Genomic DNA, 26345 nt, shown 5'->3' with positions numbered 1-26345 from the left:
TCTTTCACGAAATCCGGATATTCGCAAACCCCAGAGCGCCTCTGCCTAAACACTTAAAGGGGAAGCTTCAAGTTTTGCAGAGGCAAATGGTTTCAATTTGACGGCAAACACACTTTAGAGTTTGTAGGCCGTTCGTAGTCCTCCCCAGTGGCGTCCTTGAACGATGATCGGTGCGTCGACTTCCTTCATCCAGACGATGTTCCCGCCACCCATGTCGCGAGCGTAGGACTGGATCAGAAACGGACGGGTGTTGTAGGCTGCGCTGAGACCGGCCCGATCGTCGAAGATCCGCTTGTTTCGGCAATTTGCCGTGTTCCATGCCGGGTCATCGGGGCGCTGTGGTTTGGAATAGATCAGGTTGTGAACAGGCAGGTAGCCGTTCCTGTCGACCGTGGCGCAAAAGGCCATTCCCTGATCCTCACAGTTTGAAAGAACGTCTTCCTGTATGTTCGGCAGTATCTTTTCCAATTCCTGCAGTGCCCGGGTCGAAACCTGTTGTGGATTCGTGCCTGGAAGTGGCTGATAGTCCGTGTCGAACAGATCGTCCTGAGAAAGCCGCTCTTCAACGATCAAGCGTTCCATGGCTGCAGAAACCCGGTCAGCAGCTTTCTGCACGCGTTCAACTTCCTGAGCGTAGGAGGAATGGATCGACGAGATTTTTTTCAAAAGTGCGTTACGGAAGCCTTTGTCCGGATTGACGAAACAACAGTGACACCCGAAACCGGAAACCGCCACGACCTTGATTTCGCAAGTGCCGACACCTTGCAAGTCGAGTGTTGCTGTTCTTCCTGGTCCAAGAACGTTGTCGTTCTCCGGCTTGAACAGCAGTCCGCCTTCCGAAATGTCATGCGTTTCCAGGCGGGTGGCAACGGACCCGACGGAAGCGGATCCGGTCAGCTTGACCGGCAGACGGTCATGCTGACGCCGGTCACCCAACTCCGTTTGCCGTATCATCATGGTGAAACGCGCCTGGAGCGACCTTGTCGCGGAGCCCATCTCAGCCCCTGTTTCACGTGCTAGTGTTCCGCCTTCTTCAGCCTCGATGGCAGATTCGGAGATGGTTTGTGCGCGTTGAACCACTTGTTGGACGAAACTGGCGGTTTGATTGGCCTGATCACCAATGCGGTTGGTCGTTTCGACCTGGGCCTGCACAGCATCCTCAACGGCGACAAAGCCTGGCCTGACCTTGCTGATGACATCGATGATCTTGGCAACGGACCCGAGGTTCTGTTCTGCCGATTGGTTGAGCCGGTCGATATTGGCAACGATCTGCTCGGTTGCCGACTGAGTCTCGACCGAAAGCGCTTTCACTTCACTCGCGACGACTGAGAAACCCTTTCCCGCTTCGCCTGCTCTTGCTGCTTCAATCGTTGCATTCAATGCCAGAAGGTTTGTCTGTTTAGCGATATCCGATATCAAACTGACCACATTGGCAATGTCATCGATGGCGCTCTTGAGTTCCAGGACGCCATTGTTGACCTGATCGGCAACGTCGCGGGCCTCCAAGGTCAATTCATTGGAAATGCCTACCTGCTTGCCGATCTCACTGCTTGAGGAGGAAAGCTCCTGTATCGACGTTGCCAGACCTGCGGCATTTTCATCCGCAATTGCAGCCTGATCTGCCAGAGAATGACTGTCACTGCGGATTGTCTCCAGCCTTTCCAGCTGGGTATCGAGCCGATCCTGAACCTTCTCAGCAGCAAGGTTGATGGTCCTTGCCGCAACTTGAAGGTCGTCTTCAAGACTGTCCAGAACAAAGCTCATGCGATCTTGCGAGGGGGAGACGTCCGCTGGTTCCCGGTACGATGTTATGTCTTCCTCAGAGGCAGGAGAGATAGTTGCGGCAGTCGCTGATGTTTTTTCTTGCCGAGATTTAAGTCGAAAAAGGTTCATCGGGCGTTGTGCTTTCCAAAACTCGGGCAATTTCAAGAATTATCGAACCGCAATCTAAAATGATGGTTAACGAATTCCTGAAACCCGCGGGAGTTTCGGGTTTCCATCTGCGAATGAGGAATGTCACTGGACCGGCGGTCACTGCCCATGTTAAGCACCCGGCTGCTGAAACGAGATGACCGGTCCTATCTGTCCGATCGGGTGGTGACTGGAGGAATGAGCGATGAGCGATCAATTCAAAAAAGAAGCCGCAGAACGTGCCGCTGACGATGTCTCATCTGGTATGCGTCTTGGGATCGGTACGGGGTCAACGGCCGAGTTTTTCGTGCATGCACTCGCTAATCGCGTCAAGGATGGCCTCGATGTGATCGGAGTGCCGACGTCCGAGCGCACAAGAGAACTGGCCACCGAACTTGGAATTCGCCTGACGACACTCGACGAGTTGCCGAAACTTGACCTGACCATCGATGGAGCGGACGAGCTGGATTCCAGTCTCGCGCTCATCAAGGGCGGCGGCGGTGCGCTCCTGCGCGAAAAGATTGTCGCATGCGCCTCCGAGCGCATGATCGTGATTGCCGACGGCAGTAAGGAAGTGGCAACGCTTGGACGGTTTCCACTGCCAATCGAAGTCAATCCATTCGGACTGGAGGCAACCAGGCTTGCGATCCTGGACGTCCTGAGTGAGCTGAGTCTCCCTCAAAAACTGGTCTTGAGAGGTGGCGCCGAGGCGCCGTTCGTCACCGATGGCGGCCATTACATATTGGACGCGCATCTGGAGGCGATTGCCGACGTCAAAACGCTTGGGTCGCGACTGGTCGCAATTCCGGGTGTTGTCGAGCATGGCCTTTTCATCGAAATCGCAACAAAAGCTTACGTGGCCGGCGCAGATGGGGTAAAGACCGTTTTGCCCATCTAAGTGGTGTGAATTTGGCTTTCCAGGCATCAATGGAAGCCGCCTAGGAGTAGAAAAATGAAACTTATCAAAACGTTCCAGCGGGCAGCTGTATTGGGCGCAGCCATTATTACCGCAGGTTTCCTGACGACGGCCGCGATGGCACAGGACATTTCTGAAAGCCACCTTGCTGCGGCAAAGAAGGTTGCGGTGGCAACGAAAGTGCTTGAGCCCTTCGACGATATTCTTCCGATCCTTGCCGAGCAAACCCGAACCGCCTTCATTCAATCTGATCCGACCCGTGCTGAAGAAATCATTGAAATCACTCAGGACGTCGCGTTGAAGCTGGCGCCACGCCGCTCAGAGCTGAACAACCTGGTGTACAATACCTGGGCGCAGAGCTTCTCGGAAGCCGAGCTGAATCAGCTCGCGGATTTCTACAACACGGAGCTCGGCCAGAAACTGACCAGCACCATTCCGGCAATCACCCAGTTCTCTGTTGGTGCAGCGCGCGAATGGCAGGACAAGATCTCCACCGAAATGGTGACGATGGTTCAGGAAGAACTTGCCAAGAAAAACGACGCTCAGTGAGTTAGATCGGTTTCGCAGGCGGGCAAGTGCTTGGGAACACGAACTGAACACAAACATTTGAGGCCGGTAAACCACCGGCTTCGGGGCCGCGTCAGCGGCCCAATTCATTTGCGAAGGCGGCTTCCTGTCGGGACTGCCAGCCACATTCTTGTTGCTGATGGGCTTGCATGAAACCCCGGACAGCTTATGTCGGGGCTGGTTCACATCACCATCGGACAAATACGAGGCAGAGATAGAGGCGACAATGGCGGACTTTGACTACGATCTTTTTGTGATTGGCGGTGGCTCCGGTGGTGTCCGTGCAGCGCGCATTGCGGCGACACACGGCGCACGCGTCGGGATTGCCGAGGAATACAGATACGGCGGCACTTGTGTTATTCGGGGTTGCGTGCCCAAGAAACTCTTTGTCTATGCCTCCAAGTTCTCGGAAGAATTCGAAGATGCAGAAGGCTTCGGCTGGTCGGTAGGCGAGCGTAACTTCAACTGGCAGAAGCTTGTCGCGGCAAAAGATCAGGAAATCACCCGCCTTGAAGGTCTGTATCGTCGGAACCTTGAGCGGACCGATGTCGAGGCATTCGACAGCCGTGCCGTGATCGAGGATGCTCACACGGTACGCCTCTTGTCGACAGGACAGACCATTACCGCCAAATACATCCTGGTGGCCGTTGGAGCGTCACCGAATGTAGACGCTTCCATCCCCGGGATCGAGCACGTCATCACTTCCAATGAAGCCTTCCATATGGAAGAACTGCCGCAAAGTGTCGTAGTTGCCGGTGGTGGCTACATCGCGGTCGAGTTTGCCGGCATCTTCAACGGACTTGGTGTGGACACCACGCTAATTTATCGCGGTGAGGAGATCCTGCGCGGGTTCGATATGGACCTGCGAACGACCGTGCGCCAGGAAATGGAGAAAAAGGGTATCAAGGTCATTCTTGGCGATACTTTTACGGAGATCGAGAAAACGGCCGACGGTGCGCTGGTGGGTCATACAAAGGGCGGCAAAGCGCTCGCTGTCGACCAGATCATGTTCGCAATTGGCAGAAATCCGCACACAAAGGATCTCGGGCTGGAAAACGCCGGCGTCGAAATGGACGGCTCAGGTGCGATCAAGGTCAGTGCCGATTCCAGAACCAGCGTGGACTCCATCTACGCTGTCGGCGACGTGACCAACCGCGCAAACCTGACACCGGTTGCGATCCGTGAAGGTCATGCATTTGCCGATACCGTGTTCGGAAACAAGCCGTGGACTGTCGACCACAGCCTGATTGCGACCGCGGTATTCTCTCAGCCGGAGATGGGGACAGTTGGCCTGACACAGGAGCAGGCGCTGGAAAGAACCCCCAATCTCGACATCTACAAATCCACTTTCAGACCCATGAAGCACACCTTGTCCGGACGGGATGAGAAGATGCTCATGAAGATGATCGTGGACGCAGACACGCAAAAAGTACTTGGTGTGCATGTTGTCGGACCTGATGCGGGCGAGCTGGCGCAGATACTCGGCGTGACGCTGCAGATGGGAGCGACCAAGGCCGACTTTGACAGGACGATTGCCGTTCACCCGACCGCGGCCGAGGAACTCGTAACGATGCGCGAACCGACCGAACAGCTGCGCGGATAACCGCTGTTTTAATGGGGATAAAACGAGCCGCCGAGTGCAACAATGCATTTGGCGGCTTTTTCCTGACTGATCTCAGGTGCCGAGTGCTTGGCGCGGAGAGGTTTCATGCAATCGAATGAGCATCTGCGAAGCGGTTTGAGGCTCTCTGATGTCCGAGTAGAAGGACACTTGTCCGCGTCCCTTGACCTTGGACTGGTAGAGCGCCTGATCTGACCGTCCAACAAGGGTTTCAGCGTTTGAGCCGTCGCTTGGCGCCCGGGCAACGCCGACACTCAACCCCACATTTACGCTGTCCTTTTCCGAGACGAAAATCGGGTCGCTGACGCTGGCAACCAACATTCTACTCAATCTGGTCAGGTGCGCCTTGTTGATGGGCCCCTGGTAAATCACCATGAACTCGTCACCGCCCACACGGCAGACAAGGCCCTGATCGCCGACAGCGTCCTTCAGACGGGTGGCAACCGTCTTGATCACGAGGTCGCCTGTAGCATGACCAAAGGTGTCGTTCACCGGTTTGAAGTTGTCCAGATCGCAATGCAGAACTGCGAAGGGTCTTGCAGGCAATGACCTCACCGACGCTTCGAGCATCCGATTGAAATGAAGCCTGTTTGAAAGTCCTGACAGGCTGTCGTGAAGTGCCAGGTAGCGGTTCTGCCGTTCGCTCATTTGAAGTGAAGTCGTCAGCTGGCCAATTCTCCAGGCAATTCCGAAAGCAAGCGCTGCAAGCGCGATGCTCAACACCGCGATGACCGGGATAATCGTTGGCCAGATCGATGTGCTGATCGTCTTGCTGTCCCATTGGAAGATGCCGATCGGTTCGCCAGACTGATCCAAAACCGGGTGAAAGGGGCCAATCTCCCGTTCGCCCGGTCCGTTCACAAACGTGAGGGAAGCAAATTTCAATTGACGATTCAGTCGTTTGAGCAACTTGTCTTCAATGTATCTGGCTGAAAGTAATATCGTTGGCGGCCCGTCCGGCAGCGTGACTTCATGATTGTCGGGTATGACAGGCATGGCACCGAATAGAGCGGGTTTCCCATCGATCTGAAGAAAACCCATGATCGCATATTCGCTCTGATCAATGCCGCGTAGCGACCGATGACCAAACCCGCCCGGAACGCGGACACGGTTTCTCCGGTACATGTCTCTGAGTTTATCAACGACAATCTCCAGCCCGGGCGTCTCATTCACAGGTCGCTGGATGATGTGCGTATAGTCCTCAAAAGTTTCGGCGAGAACCTTATCGCCTCCCGATATCAGCATAACCTTGCTGAGATGGTGTTCTGACCAGAGATCGTCGAAACTCTTTCGGACGAAGTCGGGATCGAATTCACGGACCAGATTTTGCACTGAGACGTCTGAAGACGTCAGTTCGACCTGGTCGCGAACGATTGCCCGAAGTCTGTCCGAAAGCGTACTGCGAAACAGCCGTTTCTCGTTGGCAACGGCTTGCTGGGTTGAGGCTCGAGACGCGATGAAACCGACAAACACCAATGAAACGGAAGTAACGGCGATCAGAAGTCCGGCAAGTAGAAACGCAAGGCGGGAGATATGTTGCCGCGGTTTTTTCGCGTTTTCGTCAATATATCCCTGTTTCTTATCGTTCAAGTTGAATTCTCGTGTAGTTGATCGAATCAATATCCGGGTCAAGAAAGTATTGTTGCGGCAATAATAAAGGTGGATAGCTTAATGGATTGTATTTTTATTACAAAACGTGAAGTGATTGTTTTGGAGGGCGCAAATTAGCAAGTTGGAAACTATAAATTTCGCGACGGTTGGTGGTTCAACGTGGTGACCTTGTTGTGTTCATATTCAAGTGGCCGCTGTACCTGTTTGTTCCGGCCGGGAGCCCGGAACTTCGGCAAACTCGAAAGCATTGCGTCCGTTTTCCTTGGCACGATAAAGAGCCATGTCCGCCATTCGAATGAGCTCCCGTTCACTTGATCCACAATCAGGAGCTGTTGCAATTCCAATGCTGATACCGATCATCACTTCAGTTCCGTCGCCGGTGTCGATGGGCCTTGAAGCGGCGATCTGAAGTTGCTCTGCAAGCCTGTTCAGTTCAAAGGGGTCGTCAAACTTGGTCAATAGAACAAGGAATTCGTCGCCGCCGACCCGGCTGACCGTTCCGGATTTGCCGACAGCCGTCCGAAGCCGATCACTTATGCAGCAAAGAACTCTGTCGCCGACCTCGTGACCATAGGTGTCGTTCACCGGTTTGAATCTGTCCAGGTCGCAGGCAAGAATCGCGAACCTTTTGTCCGGCAGATTGTCCAGGCAATATGAAAGACAATCGTAGAAGTGATGTCGGTTCGGAAGGCCGGTAAGCGGGTCGTGGCGGGCAAAATGACGGTTCTTTCGTTCGCTTTCCTCCAGGGAGGCTGATAGTCGGCTGATCTTGTTGGCCGCAGCGAAAGCAACAACGGCAATGATTGCGGTCATAAGGATGACCAGGGGAAGTGCTGTGATCCAGATTTCCCGTCCCGGCTTGGCGTGGTCCCAACGGAAGTAGCCGAAGATTGTTCCGTCCTCGGATCTCACAAGATGATTTGTCGGATGTTCGCGCTCCGGCGCACCTTGATAGAAACGAAAGTCACCGAAGGAAAGTTGCTCGTTGAGTTCCGTCGTCCAGTCATCGTTGAAATAGATCGCATTGACCAGGATCGCGGGATACTCATGATCCAGAGAAACCTGTCCTTCGTCGGGCAGGATCGGCACAGCGCTCAGAAATGCGTGTGTTCCGTCGATAATCGCAAAGTCGAAAACGGCGATATCCAGCAACGAGGATTGCGGCATGTACCACTGCGCAAAGGCCGAGGTTGAAGAATTCTGTCTATTTTTGAAAGCGCTGCGCGACCTTTCGGCGAGACGCCGTATCGGATGTGTCGGCGGCAGTTGACGGAAACCGAAATGTGCTTCGTCTTCGATCGCCTGTGCGATCAGGTTCCCGCTGGTTCCGACAATGAAGGTTCTTTCCAGGCCGAACTCTTCCCAGATCCCTTCCACCAGCTCCTTCTCGATGAAGACCTCATCGAGAGGTTTCTGGACGGCTTCGAATGTCTTGTCCCATTGAGCCATGGAAATCTGGTCGCGTGCGACCTCGCGGTGCACATCGTTCAGTGTCCTGGCAAGGCGCAGCTGCTCGCTTTCAAGTGCGCGTCTATCTCCTTCGCGCCAGGCCATATACGCTATGAATGTCAATGAGGCGGTGGAAAGGACGATGAGGAGAGCAGCAAGTCCGTAGACCCAAAAGGTAATCCTACGGCCGGTACCCGGTCCGATCACGTCCGGACCGGTTGCGTTCGTTTCACTTCTCTTTTTGCCGCGCAAAGGTGCCGCCCATTTCTGCAAAAAACAAAACGGTGGTAAGCCCGGGAGACTTAACACCGTGTTCTTGTCAGGTCAGACGCGAGCCGAAATCTAGTTCAATCTGCCGAGAGCCTTAACAAACAGTTCAATTTCTTCTTCAGTATTGAACGCATGAAGAGAGGCGCGCACGACGGCATCCAGACCACGGTGTGGCAGATCGATACGAGCGGATGCCGCATTGCTGATCGACACGTTTATCCGGGCGGCGGCCAGGCGGTCCTTGGTTTGCTCCGGACGCTCACCTTCGACGGTGAAAGTGACGATCCCGCCCTTGCGGGCACCCTTGTCATGCAAAGCGATCCTGGAAAGACCGGAAAGTTCGGATCGCATTTGCGCACCGAGCGCGCAGACCCGGTTACCGATCCGCTCCATTCCGAACCCGATGGCGTAGGTTACCGCAACACCAAGGCCGATCTGGCCGGCAACATATCGTTCCCAGGTTTCAAATCTTTGCGCGTGTGGCACAAGCTCATAGGAATTCTCGTCTATCCAGTTTGCCGACTGGAGATCGATGAAAGGCGGATCGAGCTGATCCAGAACCGCATCGCTGACATAAAGAAAACCGGTTCCGCGCGGACCGCGCAAATATTTGCGGCCCGTTCCGGACAGAATGTGACATCCGATGTCATTCACATTTACCGGTATCTGTCCTGCTGACTGACAGGCGTCCAGCAGATAGAGCACACCGGCCGCGCGCGCGATTTCGCCGACATCCTCTGCCGGATTGATCAGTCCAGAGAATGTGGGAACGTGCGTCAGCGCCACCAGGCGTGTTCTGGGCGTGATTGCCGCCTTCAGCGCCTTGAGGTCGATCTGCCCGCTTTCGTCATCCTCAACGATATCAATTTCAATGCCTTTGCGGCGTTTCATCTGCAGGAAGGCTACATAGTTTGAAACATATTCCGCCCGACCGGTCACGATGCGGTCGCCGTCGCGGAAGTCGATCCCGTAAAAAGCCATGTCCCAGGCGCGGGTGGCGTTCTCGATATAGGCAATTTCATGAGGCTTGCAGCCAATGAGTGCTCCAAGAGCGCTATAGAAGGCATCCATTTCGGACTTGGCAGCTGCAGCAGCCTCATAGCCGCCCAGCCGTGCTTCCAGATCGAGGTGATTTTTCACCGCATCCAGCACCGGTGTTGGCACAAGACCGGTTCCGGCATTGTTAAAGTGCACCACCTGGCTTACACCGGGAGTGTCCTCCCGCAAGAGTGAGACGTCTTGTTGTGAGAGGGAAGGGACAATCATGGCAACTCCCGGGTTTCAATACGTCAAATCTACAGAATCAAGATCTGCGCCTAATGACGATCACTTATTTTGGTTACGGCTCCCTCGTCAATGTTGACACTGTTCCAGCAGATACGCAGGTGACCCCCGGAAAGCTGCATGGATGGGTGCGAGAATGGCGTGTCTGCGGGACAGGAAGCGATGGTCAGGGCCGGTGCGCACTAAGCGTGCGCGAGGACAATGGAACGGAAATCTGGGGCGTGCTGGCAACCGAACCCCGGGAGCGGTTGGGGGCGTTGGAACAGCGCGAGAAGCGATATCGCAAGGTGGAAAAAATCGGGCCTGCATTTCGTTGCGAAGCCGAAGGCAGGCAGGGACCGGACGAACTGTTTCTCTTCAAGGCGTCACCGGAGCACCACCGCTGGGGTTCTGAGACACATCCGATCCTGCAGAGCTACCTCGACTGCGTGCTGGCCGGCTTCTTCCAGGTGTGGGGAGAACCGGGGATCGACCATTTTCTTGAAACGACGGATGGCTGGCACGTTCCGGTTCTGACGGACCGGGAACGGCCTCACTATCCGCGCAGGATCGAACTGGAATCAGAACTTGCAGACCTGATCGACGGTAAACTGGCAGCTTTCGGTATCTCTTACATCGAGCAGAAATAGCAGCGTTCCTGCTTATCCGGGCTTCCGTTCAGGTAAGAAGAGACTGCAGCCCGTGGCCGGCAAGATAGGCGATTCCGGCAGCTGCCATGCCGATGGCTGTTGTTTCCACTCCGCAGGAAATCCAGCTCCTTTGTGACCAGATCGACCGGAAAGAACCGATGGCGAAGAAGGCGATGGCTGTGAGCGCCGTTGCCAAAATCGCGCTGGAAGGAAGGGAAAAAACAAACGGAAACAGGGGTACGGCACCGAACAACAGAAACGCCGCGAAAGTATAGAACGCCGCTTTCAAGGGGGCTCTGCCGGCGTCGGACATACCGTATTCCCCTTGCATCATCGTATCGATCCATGCGGCCTTGTTCGACGTGATCAGGCGGACAAGTGTTTCAAGGTCGTCGCCGTGAAAGCCCTTGGATTTGAATATCTGGCGGATTTCCTCCGCTTCACCTGTTGGTTCAAATCTGATGTGCTTTTCTTCAACCGCCTTGAGGCGGGCAAAGTCCTCGTTTTCCGATTTTGAGCCGCTATAATTGGCGGCTGCCATGGAAAAACCGTCTGCCAGAAGGTTGGCGACGCCGAGGATCAGGATAACCTTGGGAGAAAGGGAGGCGCCGACAGATCCCGCGACAATTGCGAAAGTGGTCACTGCGCCGTCAATTCCGCCATAGATCCAATCCCTCAGGTAACTGGCGTCGGGGCCGGTCGCCAGTCTGGAGGCAATGTCTTTCGGCTTGTGGCTGTGCTCCAATCCTTGCATAGGCATAGAAAATTCCTGTCATTTGTTTGGCAGCATCTTATGCTTTGACAGTTGGTGCCATGATCAGCGTCAAGCACCATATTCCTTACCGAAGCGGATGACGGCAAATGCGATCCTTCGCTGAGGGAATATTTGGAAGAATGACCTGTGGCATTGCCAGCAATTGGCGTGTATAAGGCCGCACGTTTGCTCTAATCGCGCAGGCGGAAACGAACGAAAATGTCGCGGACCGCGCAGCTAGCGATGTAAAATGAATTTGCGGGTCCAGTAGGAGTAGGAAGAATGGCGGAGAAGTGGAGCCCGGACAGCTGGAGATCGAAACCGATCTTGCAGGTGCCGGAATACCCGGATCAAGAGGCTTTGGCGAGTGTTGAGCAGCGCCTTGCAACTTATCCGCCGCTGGTTTTTGCAGGTGAAGCACGCGCGCTGAAAGCTCAGCTTGCCGACGTTGCGGCCGGAAACGGTTTCCTCCTTCAGGGAGGCGACTGCGCAGAAAGTTTCGCAGAGCATCATCCGGATCACATTCGTGATTTTTTCCGGGTGTTCCTGCAGATGGCGGTTGTTCTGACATACGCAGCCAGCCAGCCTGTCGTGAAGGTTGGCCGTATTGCAGGCCAGTTTGCAAAGCCTCGCTCGTCCAACATCGAGAAGAAGGATGATGTCGAGCTGCCGAGCTACCGTGGCGACATCATCAATGACATCAATTTCACTTCGGACAGCCGGATCCCGGATCCGAACCGCATGGCCATGGCCTACCGCCAGTCAGCCGCCACGCTGAACCTGCTGCGTGCTTTCGCTCAAGGTGGTTTCGCGAACCTCGATCAGGTGCATCAGTGGATGCTCGGTTTCATCACCGACAGTCCTCAAGGTCACCGTTACAAGGAACTGGCCGACCGGATCACCGAAGCGCTGAACTTCATGCGTGCCTGCGGCGTCGATGCCGACAGCGTACCGCAGCTGCGGTCCACCGATTTCTTCACCAGTCACGAAGCTCTTCTTCTGGGGTATGAAGAGGCGCTGACACGTGTCGATTCCACTTCCGGAGACTGGTACGCAACATCCGGTCACATGATCTGGATCGGCGACCGTACGCGCCAGCCGGACCATGCGCATGTGGAATTCTTCCGCGGCATCAAGAACCCCATCGGGCTGAAATGCGGTCCGTCGCTTTCGCCGGATGGCCTGCTTGAGCTGATCGACGCGCTCAATCCGGACAATGAGCCCGGACGCCTGACCCTGATTGCACGCTTTGGTGCAGACAAGGTCTTCGATCACCTGCCGCAGCTGGTGCGCGCTGTCGAGCGCGAAGGAAAGAGCGTTGTCTGGTCCTGTGACCCGATGCACGGCAACACGATCACTGCAGGCGGCTACAAGACCCGTCCGTTCGATCGGATCCTGAAGGAAGTCGAAGCGTTCTTCGCGGTTCACCGCGCAGAAGGCACCCATGCAGGCGGCATTCATGTCGAGATGACCGGCCGGAACGTCACTGAGTGCACCGGCGGTGCACGTGCTCTGACGGCCGAGCAGCTCGGGGACCGCTACCACACGCATTGTGACCCGCGTCTTAATGCGGACCAGGCATTGGAGCTGGCTTTCCTGATTGCTGAAAATCTGAAGAAAGAGCGCGATGGACGTCAGGCAGAACCGATTGCCGCCAGCGCGTAAAAATTGAACGCACTTACGCTGCGTTAACTTAAAGGGCGGCTTTTGCCGCCCTTTTTGCTTTTTCAGTCCGATTTTCTTCAAAATCCGGACGTCTGGTAAGCCTCGTTTAACGCTCCTTGCCTATGTCAAAACCATAGGCAATTTGACGGAGGAGTTGGAGCGTTGCGCCAGAAGTGGGATCTTTCGAAGGTTTCCTGCCTGATTGCGGAAGACAATCCACATATGCGTACGATCTTGCGGTCCGTCCTGTCCGGGTTCGGCATCCGCTCGGTCTATGAAGCGAGCGACGGTGCGGAGGCGCTCGAATTCGTGGTCGATCGGAAGCCTGATATCGTATTGTGCGACTGGGTCATGAGCCCGTTCGGTGGCAACGAGTTTCTCAGGATCCTGCGCGGTGACCGGGATCTCGTGATCAGCACGACGCCTGTTCTGGTCGTGACGGCGCATGCCAAGCGGGCCACCATTCTCGAGGCCATTGAAATCGGCATTCATGGATTTGTTGCCAAGCCCATAGCTCCAGCTATCCTTTACCGCCATATCGGTGAAGTTCTGGAACGTCAGGAGCTGCAGGGCCGGTCAAAGGGCATCATGGGGCCGGGGCAACCGACAACGGTTCGCAAGCTGAACATAACCGATGTCTCCAGCATGATGCCGGATCACAGTTCCGCAGAACCGGACACTGAAGAAAGCGCACTGGCTCTGCTTTAAGCAAAGTCATCAAATTTGAGGATTGTCACCGGGGGACAGTCTTTTGGGCCGGCTGTCGTCGATTTGTGCGATTGCAACATCCATGTCATGCCGCTACATCATGGGGCGATGACATTTCCAGGTTCTGCTTCCATGATAACTGATCGTTTCAGACTGGCTGTAGCGCAGCTTAATCCGACCGTTGGCGACGTCGCCGGAAATGCGGAGCTTGTCCGCAAGGCACGGCAGGAGGCCGCAGGGAAGGGGGCGGACCTGGTTCTGACCTCCGAACTTGTTCTCTCAGGGTATCTTCCAGAGGACCTCGTTCTGAAGCCGGCCTTCGTCCGCCGCTGTATGGAAGCTACTCAAAAACTTGCCGCCGAGACCGCAGATGGGGGCCCGGGTCTCGTGATCGGAACGCCGTGGAAGGGAGACAGCGGAGAGGTCCATAACGCGGTTTTGCTGCTTGATCAGGGCGAAATTCGTTCCATCCGTTACAAGTATGATTTGCCCAACTACAGTGTTTTTGACGAAAAGCGGGTGTTTGCAGCTGGCCCGTTGCCTGGTCCTGTCGATTTCCGGGGCGTGCGCATAGGGCTGCCGATCTGCGAAGACATCTGGAACGATGAAGTCTGCGAGTGCCTTGAGGAAACAGGCGCCGAACTGCTTCTCGTGCCGAATGGCTCGCCGTACTGGGAAAACCGTGCGGAGGAACGGCTGCAGGTGGTTGTCTCCAGGGTCGTGCAAACAGGCCTGCCGCTCGTCTACTGCAACCAGTTGGGCGGTCAGGACGAGCTGGTTTTCGATGGCGGCTCTTTCGCGCTGCAGTCGGACCGGACGTTGGCATTCCAGCTGCCTCAATTCGAAACCGCCCTCGGCCTCAGCGACTGGAAGCGGGACGGAGACACCTGGGTCTGCGAAAACGGAAAGGTCGCCAAGCTACCGGATCTGGACGAAGCCAACTGGCGTGCCTGTGTCATGGGACTTGGCGACTACGTCAACAAGAACGGTTTCCCCGGTGTGGTACTCGGTCTTTCAGGTGGCATCGATTCTGCCATTTGTGCCGCGATGGCTGTCGACGCCCTGGGCGCAGACAAAGTGCACGCGATCATGCTGCCTTACCGCTATACGTCCCAGGAAAGCATCAAGGATGCGGCCGAATGTGCTGATGCGCTTGGCATTCGCTATGACACGGTTCCTATTGCCGAGCCGGTTGAAGGCTTCGCCAGTGCGCTTGGCAAGCTGTTCGAAGGAACAAAGGAAGACACGACAGAGGAGAACCTGCAATCGCGTGCGCGTGGTGTGATCCTGATGGCGGTCTCCAACAAGTTCGGCCGCATGGTTATGACCACCGGAAACAAGTCCGAGATGTCAGTCGGTTACGCCACGCTCTACGGAGATATGAACGGCGGCTTCAACCCGATCAAAGATCTCTACAAGACGCAGGTCTATCATCTGGCCGCATGGCGAAATGCCAACAAACCCGAAGGCCTGCTCGGACCAACAGGCGAAGTGATCCCTTCGAACATCATCACCAAGGTCCCGACGGCAGAGTTGCGCGAAAACCAGACCGACCAGGACTCTTTGCCGCCCTATGACGTGCTCGACGATATTCTGAGGTGCCTTGTCGAAGAAGAAATGTCTGTCAGCGATATTGAAAAACGCGGTCATGACAGAACATTGATTCACAGGATCGAACATCTTCTATATATTGCCGAATACAAACGCCGGCAGGCACCTCCAGGCGTGAAAATTACAGAGCGCAATTTCGGCAAGGACCGCCGATATCCCATCACAAACCGGTTCCGGGATCGTTCCTGACGCTGTCGCGGAGCCGTTTCCTCTCCATTCCCGTTCCGGGTAAACGGCTTCGTCCGCATGAGTTATTTTGTATTCTTGCGCGAAAACGCGCGCTGGCTTACCGCCAGCTATCTGCTGTCGGTTTTTTCCGGCTTTGGCCAAACCTTTTTCATTTCGCTATCCGCCGGTGACCTTCGGGCGGAGTTCGGCCTCAGTCATGGTGAGCTGGGGATGCTTTATATGCTGGCAACGCTCGGCAGTGCTTTGACATTGCCTTATGTCGGCCGAAGTCTGGACCATTTTCCGGTCCAGCGGATTGCAGCCGTGGTCATGTTCGGCCTAGCGCTCTTCTGCCTTGCCATGGCCAACACGTTTTCTGTCTGGATGATTGCCATAACCTTTTACGGCCTTCGATTGTGCGGTCAGGGCATGATGGGACACACCTCGCTGACCGCCGCAGGGCGCTGGTTCTCCGCGCAACGGGGAAGGGCGGTTTCGATTGCGATTTTGGGGTTCCCAACCGCAGAAGCTTTGTTCCCTCTGGCTTTCGTAACGCTCGGCGCGGCATATGGCTGGCGCGGCGCCTGGAACATTTCGGCACTGGTGTTGATTGTTGTCGCTATGCCCGTTCTGTTGACACTGCTGGCAAAGGATCGGGTGCCAAGTGCGACCGAAGTGGCGGCGGAAAAGACCGAGGGTCGTCAATGGACGAGAGGGGAAGTCCTACGGGACCCGCGTTTCTGGCTGGTGTCGCTCGGCGTCAATGCTCCGGCTTTCATCGGAACGGCAATCTTCTTTCACCAGGTGTATCTGGTGGAATTGCGTGGCTGGTCCCTGGAGGTTTTCGCCAGCGGGTTCGTCGTCATGGCGGCAGGGGTCGTATGCGCTTCGCTCGTGATCGGTCCCCTGATTGACCGTTTCTCGGCTCGGCATCTGCTGCCGTTCGCGATCCTGCCCTTGTCCCTGGGATGCCTGGTCCTGGCGACGAATCATGCGCAATTTGCCGCTTTCGTTTTCATGGCACTGGTCGGCATTTCCAATGGGTTCAACGGGACACTGGTAGGGGCCCTGTGGCCAGAGGTTTATGGCACGAGGTATATGGGCGCGATCCGTGCGGTCGCCTTTGCGTTCATGGTCTTTGCCTCGGCCGCCGGACCGGGTCTTGTTGGCTGGCTGATCGACCTGGGCGTGTCCTTTGATGTCCAGGTGCTGACGATGGGCGCATATTGTCTGTTGTTCAGTGGAGTTCTGATGCTGACAGCCCGTGGGTATCGAGCCTGAAAACAAACTTTGGCTTGTGCGCAGTTTGGGGTTGCCGCGCGGTCGATCCCCGGCTAACTCAACCGAATGATTGTTACTGTTCGCTTTGCGCCGTCGCCGACCGGCCACATTCACATCGGCAACAGCCGTCCTGCACTTTACAACTGGCTTTTTGCACAAAAGTCGGGCGGGCGGTTCATCTTGCGTTTTGACGACACTGATCTGGAGCGCTCGAAACAAGAATATGCCGAGTCGATTGAACGCGACCTGCGCTGGCTCGGCATTGAACCGGACGTTATCGAACGTCAGTCGGCGCGCGTTGCAAGCTATGACGCGGCTGCGCAGAAGCTGAAGGACGCCGGTCTTCTTTATCCGTGTTACGAAACGCCCGAAGAACTGGAGCGCCGCCGCTCACGCCAGCGCGCGTTGGGCCGACCGCCGGTCTATGACCGCGCAGGACTCAAACAAACTGCGGAAGAGCGTGCTGCATTCGAAGCTGAGGGCCGTAAAGCCCATTGGCGGTTCGTGCTGCCAAATCACGATGGCGATCCCTTCGAAACCAAAAGAACGGATGTGACGTGGACGGATCTGTGCCGGGGCGATCAGGCTGTCGATCTGGCCTCGCTGTCTGATCCGGTGCTCATTCGAGCTGACGGCACCTACCTCTACACACTGCCATCGATTGTTGACGACATTGACATGGGCGTAACCCACGTGATCCGGGGTGAGGATCATGTGGCCAACACCGGTGTGCAAATCGCGATTTTCGAAGCGCTCGGTGCGAAGGCTCCTATCTTTGGTCACCACAATCTCCTGACCACGCGAGATGGGGAAGGGTTGTCCAAACGCAAGGGCGCTCTGTCCATCGGCTCCTTGCGGGAAGCCGGGCTTGAGCCGATGTCCGTTGCATCGCTGGCGGTTCTGACCGGTACAAGTCAAGCCGTCGAACCGGTGCCGACGATGGCTGCGCTGGTCGAAAAATTCGATCTGACAAGCGTTTCGAAATCGTCCGCGAAGTTTGATCCGGAAGAACTGAAAACTCTGAACGCACGTCTGGTTCATGAACTGTCCTTTGACGCCGTCAAGGACCGTCTCGAGGAGCAGGGAATTACTGCAGGGGCTGAGTTCTGGGAAACGGTTCGTGGCAATTGCGAGACCGTCACAGATGCGGACGGCTATTGGCAGGTGATCGCCGGTCCGGTTGACGGGCGCATCGAAGATGAAGATCGGGAATTCGTCTCACAGGCGCGTGACTTTTTGCCGGATGGTGACGTTACGACGGAAACCTGGGGCGCCTGGACCTCCGCGCTCAAGTCGGAAACAGGCCGAAAGGGACGCGGACTGTTCATGCCCCTGCGCCGGGTATTGACCGGGATGGATCACGGACCGGACATGAAAGCCTTGCTGCCCCTTATTGGGCGACAAAAAATTCTGGACCGACTACCCTGACCGGAGTTTCGCGGGATGGCGCAGGGCGAAACCCCTGACCATCCTGTTTGAAGACGGGCGACGTGGAAGCAGCTTCCACGTCGCCCGATTTCTTGAGTGCACGGGTCGTAAGCAGCGGAAGGCCCTCTTCGGACAAACGCTCTTGCTTGATGCCGTCATGCTCCTGACCGAGCCGACTGGACACCAGGCTCAATGCTGCTGTGACATCGAAACCTTTTTCAAGATTCAACAGTGTGTCCGGATCAGCAAAAAACGGAAGTTGCGCTTTATGCAGCGGCGTTCTGGAAAGCGGCGAAGGGGTATTGCTTTCCTCCTGAAAAGTGCCGCCTCGACTTGGCTGTAGCGAGCTTCGGGGAAGCCCCGCGCTGATATCTGAAAAGAATACCCGATCTCCGGATGCTGTGCTCAGCTCAGACCAGGCCGAACGCTTCCTTGATTGCCGGGTCAGGCGGCAGCTGCACCCTTCGACATATTCCGACTTGTAGCGGTAGGCAAAGGGTTGCTCGGAATAGACGTTTCCGGCGAGCGACATCATTTGCGACTGGTCACCGCCCGGATTTCTGTAGACGTAGAGTTCGGTCGGCGCTGCCGGACAGATTTCAGAGCAACGGGCTTCATCATTTACGAACTGATTTTTGCCCGCCTTGAAGCTGACCGGAAAGAAGTAACCGTCACAGGTTCGAACGCATACAGTTCTGAAGGTGCCTCCTGAAGGGATTTTCAACCGTCGGCTGCCGCTCGTAGATCTGGAGCGAACGGTTGCGATTTCCCGGTCACCCGTTCTGGCAGCAACTTGCTCGACATTTTGTTGAGGCGTGAACAGGCGCTGAAAGAATGACTGGGGTTTCTCTTCCGCTTCGCCATTGTTTGCTTTTGCCTGACGAGATTGAGAGGGCGAATTGCATTTCTGCTTTTCGATCGCGCGTCTGACCTGGCGAATCCGCTTGGTGTTCCTGGTCGATCCACCGCCTGCTTTGGCCAACTGACGCTCGATCGCGGCGAGATTGGACTTCATGCGTTTGATCTTGCCGTTAAGACCCTGACACTTGGGGGAATTGGCGGTCGAACAGTTGAAATATTTTGCGTCGCGCACCGCAGCGGAAATGGCCTTCTGCTGTTGTTTCTTGGCAGTTGACCATTTTTTTTCGGCAGGAGACTGCGAACCGGCACCGGATTCAAGCTTGCGGAGTTCGGATTTGAGGGCGGAGCAGCTGGCGGCCTGCGCCGTTGCTGCCGGCAGCAAGACCAAGGCGCACACACCGACGGTGCGCAAAATACTGACAGACTTGCCGGACCTGCGAAGCCTCATCACTCAACCCCCACAGCGTATGCCCCACGCCGCTCCGGCAATCAGCCGGTGTTTGTACTATCGCTGTTGGCTTCATCCTTAGCAATGAAAGCTCTGACGTTAGGTTAATGCCCCGCATATTCCACGCGTAGGTTCAGTCTGGTCGAAAGTTGCTGGCGGCCTTGTGCAGTCGCTCGAAAATTTCCGAAAGAGCTTTTTCCTGTTCTTCCGTGAGCGCATCCTCCAGTTCCTTGCTGTAGGCGAGAGCCTTCGGAACCAGTTCCGAATAAACCGCGCTGCCCTCCGGGGTCAGTTTCAGCACCTGTTCCCTCAGGTCTTCTGGATTTTTCTCCCGCATGACAAAGCCTCTGGCTTCCAAGGCGGTAACGGCGCGGCTCACCTTGGTTTTGTGCATCGACGTCGCCGTTCCGATGTCTCGCGCGGTCATGGCTTCGTGCTCGCCGAGCGTTGCAATCAATCGCCATTCGGGAATTCCGATTCCATATTGGTCTGCATAGATTTGTGAAAAAGAGCGACTGACTGTTTCCGCCAGGTGAACAAGCCTGTATGGCAGAAACTGGTTCAGCTTCAGGACCATTCTGTCGTCTTTAGACGTAAGCGTTTGAAGGGGCTGGGAATCTGGGTCTTTCGACATGAGTGACGTCTTGCCTCGAAGGATTCGTAGGTCCGGTATGGGACGCAAATGAAAGTTGCCGTGATCCGGCCATTTTCTAAGTCTAACAAGTATAGCTTACTGAAATTCTCTTGAAAGATGACATGTGCTGCTTGAGAAAATGGACATGTGAACAATCAAGATTATCAGAGAGCTTGTCAGCGAGAAGTCGTCTACTCGCGAAAATTGACGACCTATCTGTTGATAAGGAAGCAATAGTTAATGAATTGCAGACGGTGCGTTTGCGAATCACCGATGGAAGCTGAGACGCTGTCGCCAACAGGATGTTGGCGTGAAACCGGTCAGGATAGACCGCCAAAAGCAAGCTGGGAGCTTGCGCGAAAGCGAGGCCGCTATGGTTGAGATCTTAAACACCTCCGAGGCCGTGCCGGGAGAGAACGAACGATTCGAGGAGCTGGGGCGTGGTTGTTATGCCTACAGCGCCGACGGTTGTTCGAACACGGGCGTGATCGTTGGTGAGCGAGGTATCCTCATTGTGGATGGTCAGGCGACGCCTTCCCATGCCGATAAAGTGCTCAAGAAAATCCGGGATATCACCGACAAGCCCGTGAAGCAGGTGGTCCTGACCCATTTTCATGCCGAAAACACGCTCGGCTCCTGGACTTTTGAACCTGGTGAAGTGATCTCATCCGACCTTACCCGCCGAATGATTGAAACGCGGGGCATTGAAGATATTCACGTTTCGAGGGAGCGCTTCAGAACGCTCTTTGCCGACTTGTCCGCAATTCCGGCGGTCTGCGCTCCAACCATGACAATTGCATCTTCCATGACCATTGATCTGGGTGGTCGGGAAGTCCGGCTGATGCATCTCGGGCGCGGTCACACAATGGGAGACCTTGTTGTTTGGGTGCCGGACAGCTCCGTGATTTTTGCCGGCGATCTGGTCCAGAGCACAACGGCACCTTATTGCGGCGATGCGCATCTGGCCGATTGGCCTCGCGCACTGGATCGCATTTCCGCATTCCGGCCGAATGCTCTGATGCCTGGAAAAGGGCAGTCCGTTGTTGGCATACCGGCAGTCACGACGGCCATCGAGATGACGAGGGACTTTGTAACAACGCTGCGGGATGCAGCGGCCGCCTGTGTTGAGCAAAGTCTCGGCTTGAAAGATACGTTCAACGCGGTTGGAGACGCTCTTGCTCCCCAGTTCAGGTCAAAAGTGGACTTCGAGTTCCATCTCCCATTCAACGTAGCACGTGCCTATGACGAGGCGCTGGGACTCGACCAGCCCCAGGTCTGGACTCGTGAGCGGTGTGCTGATCTGCTGGACGCGCTGGCCGGTATTGTTGCGGCGAGTGCCCCGCTTGAAGAGGTCTCCAATCAGGGAGACGAGGAGCCACAGGCTTCCGAGGAAATGCCGCAGGACGACGCGGAACTGGAAGTCGCAGAGGCGGAAGATGAAGATCAGGAGATCTCGAACGAGATCAGTGATCTGGTCTCCGACAGCGATTTCGCCGCGTCTCTCGGAATGCCGATCGATGGCGATGCGGAGGAAGAGGACGAAGACGAAGCTCTCGATCTTTCAGCCGATGACATCGTTGAAAATGACGACGATGAACCGGAGGAGGCATCTTCGGAAGAAGGTGACGACACCCAGGCCGATGATGAAAAGGTTTTGGAAGAGGTTCGATAGAAACCGTCGTCGCAGAACTTTTGACCTGAAAACCAAAGCGCGCGCCAATTCGGCGCGCGTTTTGTTTGACCGGTTGCTTGATCGCTAAACCGTCATGCCCCACATGTCACTCGTTTCAAACACTCCAAGAGGCCTTGACCTTATGCGTTTTCTAACCGCCGCCGCACTGACCCTGGTTTTGACCCTGCAAGGGGTTGGGGTCGCTCTGTCGGCAGACGAACCCGATCTGATCTTCAAGAAATCGACCGTATGGAAATTTCTGACGCCGGACCACAAGCTGGCGACATACGCGATTGACGATCCGCTTGTGGAAGGCGTTTCCTGCCATTTCACCGTGCCGGAGAAGGGCGGAGTGTCCGGTTGGCTGGGCGTGGCAGAAGAAGTCTCGGATGTCTCTCTGGCCTGCCGCCAGGTCGGTCCTGTCACGATCAAGGAGAAATTCGAGCAGGGCGAAGAAATGTTCCGGCAACGCCGGTCATTCATGTTCAAGAAAATGCAGATCGTGCGCGGTTGCGATGCCAAGCGCAATGTTCTCGTCTATCTCGTCTATTCAGACAAGTTGATCGAAGGCAGCCCCAAGAACTCGACATCGACCGTGCCGCTCATGCCCTGGGGCGACCAGCCGCCGCCCAAATGCGGTGATTATGTCGAGGAATAGCCGGAAGATATTCCGAATGCCGGACTTGCCGGGCGGATTGACTGTGAGAGGCGCGGAGATCTACTCCGCGTCCAGTGTTTCCAGATGCTTTGCGACCGGCAGATCCTCGCCGGCACAAAAATGCTTGTAGAGCATGGCCATGATGTCTTTGACCGGTTCGCTGGCGAGACGATAGTAGATCGTGGTGCCTTCACGCCGGGTCGAAACAAGCCCCTGGGCACGTAACAACGCAAGTTGCTGCGATACAGTCGGCATGCGCATTCCGGTCGCTTCGGCAAGCTCGCTGACGCAGCGCTCCTCTTCAAGCACGAGGCACATCAGCAGAAGGCGCGGCGCGGATGCCATCATCTTCAAGAATTCCGCTGCGGATTCTGCTTTGTCTTCAAGCGCTTTATAGTCCATTTGGAAACCTTGCCAAACTAACCCGGAAACTGCAAGCTTGAGCCCTGACCTCAGCTTTTAAGTCTCATTTATATCCGGCTGGCGACTGTGACAATGATATTTCCGTTGCCGCATCCGGTTCCGGTTAACAGGCACACGCTTTTTTGCTGCATTTCCTGGCCGAAAGCCTTGGTTCCATCAGTGATGGCAATGAGTGCTGCAAACGGGCCCCCAAGAACGATGGCGAGAAAGATAAGTACAAAAATGCGGTTCAACATGGGGCTCTCCTGATGGCAATCCGTATCGACTGCCTGGAGATTACGGTTGGCGCCTTGAACCCATGCTGAGCGTTGCGTTCAGCTAACGTTCAGTTATCTAAACGAGCTGGAAAAGCTATATGTTACAGATAGATATGTACCTATAGGTTTTCTGTCATCGCCGTTCTGAGGGCTTTCAGAAGCACCTCGTCCCGCCCGTAGATGTCCTTTCTGAAGTGTGTTGAACCGTCCTTGTTCATCCAGGCGGTCAGATAGGTGAGGTGCACTTCGATAGGAACCTTTGGCTTGATGACCTTCCGGTCGCCGCTGTCGCGGATCTGTTCCCATTGTCCGGGAGCTGGGTTCAGATGCTCCAGCAGAACGTCAGCCAGCGCGAACGGATCAGAGACGCGAATGCATCCGTGACTGAACGCGCGCTCCGAGCGTGCAAACAACGATTTCGACGGAGTGTCGTGAATATAGATGTTGAATTCGTTCGGGAACATAAACTTGATCCGGCCCAGGGCATTGCGCTTTCCAGGGTCCTGACGCAAGCGGAACGGAAAGTTCTTTCCCGAATAGCTGTTCCAGGCAATTTGCGTTGCGGCGATCTCGTTGCCGTCCTGAAAGATCCGGATGTTCTGGCTGCTGAGCGCCGACGGATTGCCCTTCAACTTCGGCAGATATTCCTTCGTCGCGATGGAGTAGGGCACATTCCAGTAGGGATTGATTTCCACGTATTCCATCTGATCGGAAAAGACCGGCGTTGCATGATACGGCTTTCCGACGACAACACGGGTCGTGTGAATGGTCTTGCCGTTGCGCACGACCTTCAGGTTCTGATCGGCAAGGTTCACGAATACGTAGAAATCGCCAAGATTGTCACGCATCCAGCGCCGGCGCTCCATGTTGAGCTCCATCTGGATGAGCTTTTCCTCGATTGGCATGTTCAGCCGCGCGAGCGTGTTCTTGCCGATCACCCCGTCGGTTTCGAGACCATGGTATTCCTGAAAGACCTTGACGGCCTCCACAAGCGTTCCGTCGTAAGCGTCTCCGGTGTGATCAGCAGCGCCTGGAACGTCTTCCTCGATCAGCCGTTCACGCAAAACCGCGATCCTCGGATCGGGCATGTCGGGTTTCAGAACTTCGCCTTCCGGAACAATCGTGAACCCGCCTTCGGCAGCTTTGGCTCTGTATTGCGCCAACCGCCTCTTCAGACGGGCGTAATTGTCCGAGCGAGGTGCAAGTCCTTCCAGGAAAGCGCTGAAGTCAGTCGACAGCTCGGCGTTTTCAAACAGCATTTCAGGCGCGGGGCGGTTCGGGAAAAGATTGAGGGCCTTGTTGATCTTGTTCGGCTGCACACGTCCGGACGAAAGATGCGTCGCATATCGAAGGAACTGAAGGGAAAGTTCCAGATCGAATTGCGCCCATTCTTCCGGGGACTGGGCGGTTTCCGAGAGTTGAACAAGTCGCAGCGGCCCATAATTGCTGGGATTGAGAGCATGGTCGTTGGCTTCGGCCATGGCAGCGATCGCCAAATGCGCATTCTCTCTCAATCCACTTTCATCGAACCAGATTGGGGCAAAGGCGCGTTGGCCGTAATAGCGTTCCAGTCCCTGTGGGACATTGGGAGGCATTGACGCCTTAATTGCTTGTCCGATGAGCGTTTGAGGTTCGGCATAGACTGCCTCGGAACCGGGTTGGACTTCACTGCTTTCGGCCGTTGCCGTTTGTGCAATTGCAGACTGCAGACCTGTGACGGCCGACGGTCCCGTCAAGCAGAGCAAGACAGCAACCGCATATGTAAAACCGATCGATCGAAACTTCCTCATGCGAAAATCCCCCCAGATGATTCCCAGCACGGCAAGTGTAATGCATGCAATGCCCCGCGCAAACGCAACGCTTTCGGACTTTCAGTCACTCGGAACAATTGCAGCCTTGACCGCATTCCATTTTCCGGTCCATAAAGCGGCCATGATGACGGCCACACGGAACATCATTTCGATCACCATTATTTGCAGCTAGCGACACCGCTGGCTGTGGCCGTTCCCTCTTGGCAAAATTTCCATTGAGACGGATCGCCCGGCCAGCCGGCCAGGAGACCGTTTGACATGAGCGCCGCTGAGACTGAGAAATCCGGCACGAACAAGGGTTTGAAGTTCACCAATACATTGACACGCGAGAAGGAAGTTTTTCGCGCGATCGATGATGAGAATGTGCGCCTCTATGTCTGCGGACCGACAGTTTATGACTTTGCACATATCGGCAACGCCCGCCCGGTGATCGTCTTTGATGTGCTTTATCGCCTTTTGAGCCATCTCTATGGGCAGGAGCATGTGACCTATGTGCGTAACATCACGGATGTGGATGACAAGATCAACGCGCGTGCGCTGAGGGACTATCCGGACCTGCCGCTCAACGATGCCATCGCGAAAGTGACACAGAAGACCGCGGATCAGTTTCATAAGGACATCGAGGCTCTTGGTGTGCTTGAGCCGAGCCACGAGCCGAGGGCGACCCAGCATATCGAAGGCATGATCGAGATGATCAAGGTCTTGATCGAGAAGGGGCACGCCTACGTTGCGGGTGGTGAAGTTCTTTTCGACACGGTTTCCATGCCCGACTATGGCGGGTTGTCGAAGCGCAAGCTCGACGAACAGAAGGCTGGTGCCCGCATCGCGGTTGAAGATCACAAGAAGAACCCCGGAGACTTCGTTCTCTGGAAGCTGTCTTCCGACGAGGAGCCGGGCTGGGAAAGCCCTTGGGGACGCGGTCGCCCGGGCTGGCACATCGAGTGTTCCGTCATGAGCGAGCACCATCTGGGCAAGGTATTCGACATTCATGGTGGAGGATTGGACCTGATCTTTCCGCACCATGAAAACGAGATCGCCCAATCCCGCTGCGCCCACGGCACATCCACTATGGCCAACTACTGGCTTCACAACGGCTTTCTGCAGGTTGAAGGCAAGAAGATGTCCAAGTCCGAGGGCAACTTCTTCACCATTCAGGAGCTTCTGGAAAAGGAGAGTTTCGGCGACCGAAAGTGGCCGGGCGAGGTGCTGCGGATGGCCATGTTGATGACCAACTACCGGGAGCCGATCGATTTCTCCAGGCGCAAGCTGGAAGAGGCGGAAAACCTGTTGGCCAAGTGGCCGGAGCCGGTCGAAACGGATGCGGAGCCGTCAAGCGAAGTGGTTGAAGCGCTGAAGGACGACCTCAACACGGCTGGCGCCATCCAGGCTCTTCATGCGCTTGCGGTCGAAGCGGTCAAGGACCCGGCACGCTTGCCCGTCTATTCTGCAACGGCGGCGCTCCTCGGGCTGCATCCGGTCGTCGCGGACCTTTCCGGTGTTGACGAGGGCGATGTCGAGGCAGCCATCAATCGCCGCCTTGAAGCTCTCAAAGCCAAGGACTGGGCTCAAGCTGATGAAATCCGTGCTGAACTGACTTCTCAAGGAATACTTCTAAAGGATTCAAAAGATTCAGAAACCGGCGAGCGGATTACGACTTGGGAGCTCAAGCGTTGATGAAACAAGCTGCAGCACAGCTAAATGATCGTTC

General features: G+C 55.6%; 22 protein-coding genes. 12 read left to right on the top strand and 10 right to left on the bottom strand.

The window, feature by feature from the left end; all coding sequences use genetic code 11:
* Positions 1 to 114: 114 nt before the first annotated feature.
* Positions 115 to 1764, bottom strand: a complete 1650-nt coding sequence (locus tag ABLQ08_RS01605) for a methyl-accepting chemotaxis protein (protein WP_352938693.1) — start codon at positions 1762 to 1764, stop codon at positions 115 to 117.
* 352 nt (positions 1765 to 2116) lie between these two features.
* On the opposite strand from ABLQ08_RS01605, the gene rpiA reads away from it, so the two are divergent.
* The 3 genes from rpiA (at position 2117) to gor (ending at position 4997) form a co-directional block, all read left to right on the top strand.
* Positions 2117 to 2809, top strand: a complete 693-nt coding sequence (gene rpiA / locus ABLQ08_RS01600) for a ribose-5-phosphate isomerase RpiA (RefSeq protein WP_352938692.1) — start codon at positions 2117 to 2119, stop codon at positions 2807 to 2809.
* A gap of 54 nt (positions 2810 to 2863) precedes the next feature.
* Positions 2864 to 3376 (top strand): DUF2059 domain-containing protein, encoded by a 513-nt coding sequence (locus tag ABLQ08_RS01595; RefSeq protein WP_352938690.1) that lies wholly within the window; start codon positions 2864 to 2866, stop codon positions 3374 to 3376.
* A gap of 244 nt (positions 3377 to 3620) precedes the next feature.
* Positions 3621 to 4997 (top strand): glutathione-disulfide reductase, encoded by a 1377-nt coding sequence (gene gor / locus ABLQ08_RS01590; RefSeq protein ID WP_352938688.1) that lies wholly within the window; start codon positions 3621 to 3623, stop codon positions 4995 to 4997.
* Positions 4998 to 5069: 72 nt separating this feature from the next.
* On the opposite strand, the gene ABLQ08_RS01585 is transcribed toward gor, so the two are convergent.
* The 3 genes from ABLQ08_RS01585 to ABLQ08_RS01575 all read right to left on the bottom strand — a co-directional run bounded on the left by ABLQ08_RS01585 (position 5070) and on the right by ABLQ08_RS01575 (position 9611).
* Positions 5070 to 6605 (bottom strand): sensor domain-containing diguanylate cyclase, encoded by a 1536-nt coding sequence (locus tag ABLQ08_RS01585; protein ID WP_352938686.1) that lies wholly within the window; start codon positions 6603 to 6605, stop codon positions 5070 to 5072.
* A 204-nt stretch (positions 6606 to 6809) separates the two neighbouring features.
* Entirely contained in the window at positions 6810 to 8327 is a 1518-nt protein-coding gene (locus tag ABLQ08_RS01580; RefSeq protein WP_352938684.1) for a sensor domain-containing diguanylate cyclase, read from the bottom strand.
* 90 nt (positions 8328 to 8417) lie between these two features.
* Positions 8418 to 9611 (bottom strand): aminotransferase class V-fold PLP-dependent enzyme, encoded by a 1194-nt coding sequence (locus ABLQ08_RS01575; protein WP_352938681.1) that lies wholly within the window; start codon positions 9609 to 9611, stop codon positions 8418 to 8420.
* 53 nt (positions 9612 to 9664) lie between these two features.
* Between ABLQ08_RS01575 and ABLQ08_RS01570 the strand changes: the two genes are divergently transcribed.
* Positions 9665 to 10258: a gamma-glutamylcyclotransferase family protein gene (locus ABLQ08_RS01570; protein ID WP_352938678.1), complete on the top strand. Its 594-nt coding sequence runs from the start codon at positions 9665 to 9667 to the stop codon at positions 10256 to 10258.
* 28 nt (positions 10259 to 10286) lie between these two features.
* Here ABLQ08_RS01570 and ABLQ08_RS01565 read toward each other — a convergent pair whose 3' ends face one another.
* The gene (locus tag ABLQ08_RS01565) at positions 10287 to 11018 is read right to left on the bottom strand and encodes a VIT1/CCC1 transporter family protein (RefSeq protein WP_352938675.1); all 732 of its coding nucleotides are present in this window, start codon (positions 11016 to 11018) and stop codon (positions 10287 to 10289) included.
* A 276-nt stretch (positions 11019 to 11294) separates the two neighbouring features.
* On the opposite strand from ABLQ08_RS01565, the gene ABLQ08_RS01560 reads away from it, so the two are divergent.
* From ABLQ08_RS01560 to gltX, 5 genes are all read left to right on the top strand, one after another.
* A complete protein-coding gene (locus tag ABLQ08_RS01560; protein ID WP_352938672.1) occupies positions 11295 to 12677 on the top strand; it encodes a class II 3-deoxy-7-phosphoheptulonate synthase in 1383 nt (460 codons plus the stop codon).
* Between the two features lie 162 nt (positions 12678 to 12839).
* Entirely contained in the window at positions 12840 to 13385 is a 546-nt protein-coding gene (locus ABLQ08_RS01555) for a response regulator (RefSeq protein WP_352938670.1), read from the top strand.
* A gap of 132 nt (positions 13386 to 13517) precedes the next feature.
* Positions 13518 to 15185 carry an NAD+ synthase gene (locus tag ABLQ08_RS01550; protein ID WP_352938668.1) on the top strand — a complete coding sequence of 556 codons (1668 nt, stop codon included), beginning with the start codon at positions 13518 to 13520 and terminating at the stop codon, positions 15183 to 15185.
* Between the two features lie 57 nt (positions 15186 to 15242).
* Positions 15243 to 16445 carry an MFS transporter gene (locus tag ABLQ08_RS01545; protein ID WP_352938666.1) on the top strand — a complete coding sequence of 401 codons (1203 nt, stop codon included), beginning with the start codon at positions 15243 to 15245 and terminating at the stop codon, positions 16443 to 16445.
* A gap of 66 nt (positions 16446 to 16511) precedes the next feature.
* A complete protein-coding gene (gene gltX / locus ABLQ08_RS01540) occupies positions 16512 to 17873 on the top strand; it encodes a glutamate--tRNA ligase (RefSeq protein WP_352938664.1) in 1362 nt (453 codons plus the stop codon).
* Here gltX and ABLQ08_RS01535 read toward each other — a convergent pair.
* The gene (locus ABLQ08_RS01535; RefSeq protein WP_352938661.1) at positions 17836 to 19182 is read right to left on the bottom strand and encodes a DUF2865 domain-containing protein; all 1347 of its coding nucleotides are present in this window, start codon (positions 19180 to 19182) and stop codon (positions 17836 to 17838) included. The genes gltX and ABLQ08_RS01535 overlap by 38 nt on opposite strands.
* A gap of 133 nt (positions 19183 to 19315) precedes the next feature.
* Positions 19316 to 19816 carry a MarR family winged helix-turn-helix transcriptional regulator gene (locus tag ABLQ08_RS01530; RefSeq protein WP_352938659.1) on the bottom strand — a complete coding sequence of 167 codons (501 nt, stop codon included), beginning with the start codon at positions 19814 to 19816 and terminating at the stop codon, positions 19316 to 19318.
* Between the two features lie 373 nt (positions 19817 to 20189).
* Here ABLQ08_RS01530 and ABLQ08_RS01525 point away from each other — a divergent pair, with 373 nt between their 5' ends.
* Together ABLQ08_RS01525 and ABLQ08_RS01520 are read left to right on the top strand one after the other, a co-directional pair.
* Entirely contained in the window at positions 20190 to 21488 is a 1299-nt protein-coding gene (locus ABLQ08_RS01525; RefSeq protein WP_352938657.1) for an MBL fold metallo-hydrolase, read from the top strand.
* A gap of 142 nt (positions 21489 to 21630) precedes the next feature.
* A complete protein-coding gene (locus ABLQ08_RS01520; RefSeq protein WP_352938655.1) occupies positions 21631 to 22146 on the top strand; it encodes a CreA family protein in 516 nt (171 codons plus the stop codon).
* 60 nt (positions 22147 to 22206) lie between these two features.
* Here the strand turns inward: ABLQ08_RS01520 and ABLQ08_RS01515 are convergent, their stop codons facing one another.
* The 3 genes from ABLQ08_RS01515 to ABLQ08_RS01505 form a co-directional block, all read right to left on the bottom strand.
* Complete coding sequence (locus ABLQ08_RS01515; RefSeq protein WP_352938653.1) at positions 22207 to 22548, bottom strand: ArsR/SmtB family transcription factor; 342 nt, start codon at positions 22546 to 22548, stop codon at positions 22207 to 22209.
* A 68-nt stretch (positions 22549 to 22616) separates the two neighbouring features.
* Positions 22617 to 22805, bottom strand: coding sequence for a sugar transporter (locus tag ABLQ08_RS01510; RefSeq protein WP_352938651.1), 189 nt, complete (start codon positions 22803 to 22805; stop codon positions 22617 to 22619).
* A gap of 140 nt (positions 22806 to 22945) precedes the next feature.
* A complete protein-coding gene (locus ABLQ08_RS01505) occupies positions 22946 to 24616 on the bottom strand; it encodes a L,D-transpeptidase family protein (protein WP_352938649.1) in 1671 nt (556 codons plus the stop codon).
* A 279-nt stretch (positions 24617 to 24895) separates the two neighbouring features.
* Here ABLQ08_RS01505 and cysS point away from each other — a divergent pair, with 279 nt between their 5' ends.
* Positions 24896 to 26311, top strand: coding sequence for a cysteine--tRNA ligase (gene cysS / locus ABLQ08_RS01500; protein WP_352938646.1), 1416 nt, complete (start codon positions 24896 to 24898; stop codon positions 26309 to 26311).
* Positions 26312 to 26345 lie beyond the last annotated feature (34 nt).

The organism is Roseibium sp. SCP14, from assembly GCF_040329475.1.
Classification (GTDB): domain Bacteria; phylum Pseudomonadota; class Alphaproteobacteria; order Rhizobiales; family Stappiaceae; genus Roseibium.
This window is presented reverse-complemented; position numbering and strand designations above follow the sequence as displayed.

What these genes read in the sequence shown, in the direction of transcription:
- ABLQ08_RS01605 (WP_352938693.1), bottom strand. Translation starts at nt 1,764, where the DNA reads ATGAGCTTTGTTCTGGACAGTCTTGAAGACGACCTTCAAGTTGCGGCA.
- rpiA (WP_352938692.1), top strand. Translation starts at nt 2,117, where the DNA reads ATGAGCGATCAATTCAAAAAAGAAGCCGCAGAACGTGCCGCTGACGAT.
- ABLQ08_RS01595 (WP_352938690.1), top strand. Translation starts at nt 2,864, where the DNA reads ATGAAACTTATCAAAACGTTCCAGCGGGCAGCTGTATTGGGCGCAGCC.
- gor (WP_352938688.1), top strand. Translation starts at nt 3,621, where the DNA reads ATGGCGGACTTTGACTACGATCTTTTTGTGATTGGCGGTGGCTCCGGT.
- ABLQ08_RS01575 (WP_352938681.1), bottom strand. Translation starts at nt 9,611, where the DNA reads ATGATTGTCCCTTCCCTCTCACAACAAGACGTCTCACTCTTGCGGGAG.
- ABLQ08_RS01570 (WP_352938678.1), top strand. Translation starts at nt 9,665, where the DNA reads ATGACGATCACTTATTTTGGTTACGGCTCCCTCGTCAATGTTGACACT.
- ABLQ08_RS01565 (WP_352938675.1), bottom strand. Translation starts at nt 11,018, where the DNA reads ATGCCTATGCAAGGATTGGAGCACAGCCACAAGCCGAAAGACATTGCC.
- ABLQ08_RS01560 (WP_352938672.1), top strand. Translation starts at nt 11,295, where the DNA reads ATGGCGGAGAAGTGGAGCCCGGACAGCTGGAGATCGAAACCGATCTTG.
- ABLQ08_RS01550 (WP_352938668.1), top strand. Translation starts at nt 13,518, where the DNA reads ATGATAACTGATCGTTTCAGACTGGCTGTAGCGCAGCTTAATCCGACC.
- ABLQ08_RS01545 (WP_352938666.1), top strand. Translation starts at nt 15,243, where the DNA reads ATGAGTTATTTTGTATTCTTGCGCGAAAACGCGCGCTGGCTTACCGCC.
- gltX (WP_352938664.1), top strand. Translation starts at nt 16,512, where the DNA reads ATGATTGTTACTGTTCGCTTTGCGCCGTCGCCGACCGGCCACATTCAC.
- ABLQ08_RS01535 (WP_352938661.1), bottom strand. Translation starts at nt 19,182, where the DNA reads ATGAGGCTTCGCAGGTCCGGCAAGTCTGTCAGTATTTTGCGCACCGTC.
- ABLQ08_RS01530 (WP_352938659.1), bottom strand. Translation starts at nt 19,816, where the DNA reads ATGTCGAAAGACCCAGATTCCCAGCCCCTTCAAACGCTTACGTCTAAA.
- ABLQ08_RS01525 (WP_352938657.1), top strand. Translation starts at nt 20,190, where the DNA reads ATGGTTGAGATCTTAAACACCTCCGAGGCCGTGCCGGGAGAGAACGAA.
- ABLQ08_RS01520 (WP_352938655.1), top strand. Translation starts at nt 21,631, where the DNA reads ATGCGTTTTCTAACCGCCGCCGCACTGACCCTGGTTTTGACCCTGCAA.
- ABLQ08_RS01515 (WP_352938653.1), bottom strand. Translation starts at nt 22,548, where the DNA reads ATGGACTATAAAGCGCTTGAAGACAAAGCAGAATCCGCAGCGGAATTC.
- ABLQ08_RS01510 (WP_352938651.1), bottom strand. Translation starts at nt 22,805, where the DNA reads ATGTTGAACCGCATTTTTGTACTTATCTTTCTCGCCATCGTTCTTGGG.
- ABLQ08_RS01505 (WP_352938649.1), bottom strand. Translation starts at nt 24,616, where the DNA reads ATGAGGAAGTTTCGATCGATCGGTTTTACATATGCGGTTGCTGTCTTG.
- cysS (WP_352938646.1), top strand. Translation starts at nt 24,896, where the DNA reads ATGAGCGCCGCTGAGACTGAGAAATCCGGCACGAACAAGGGTTTGAAG.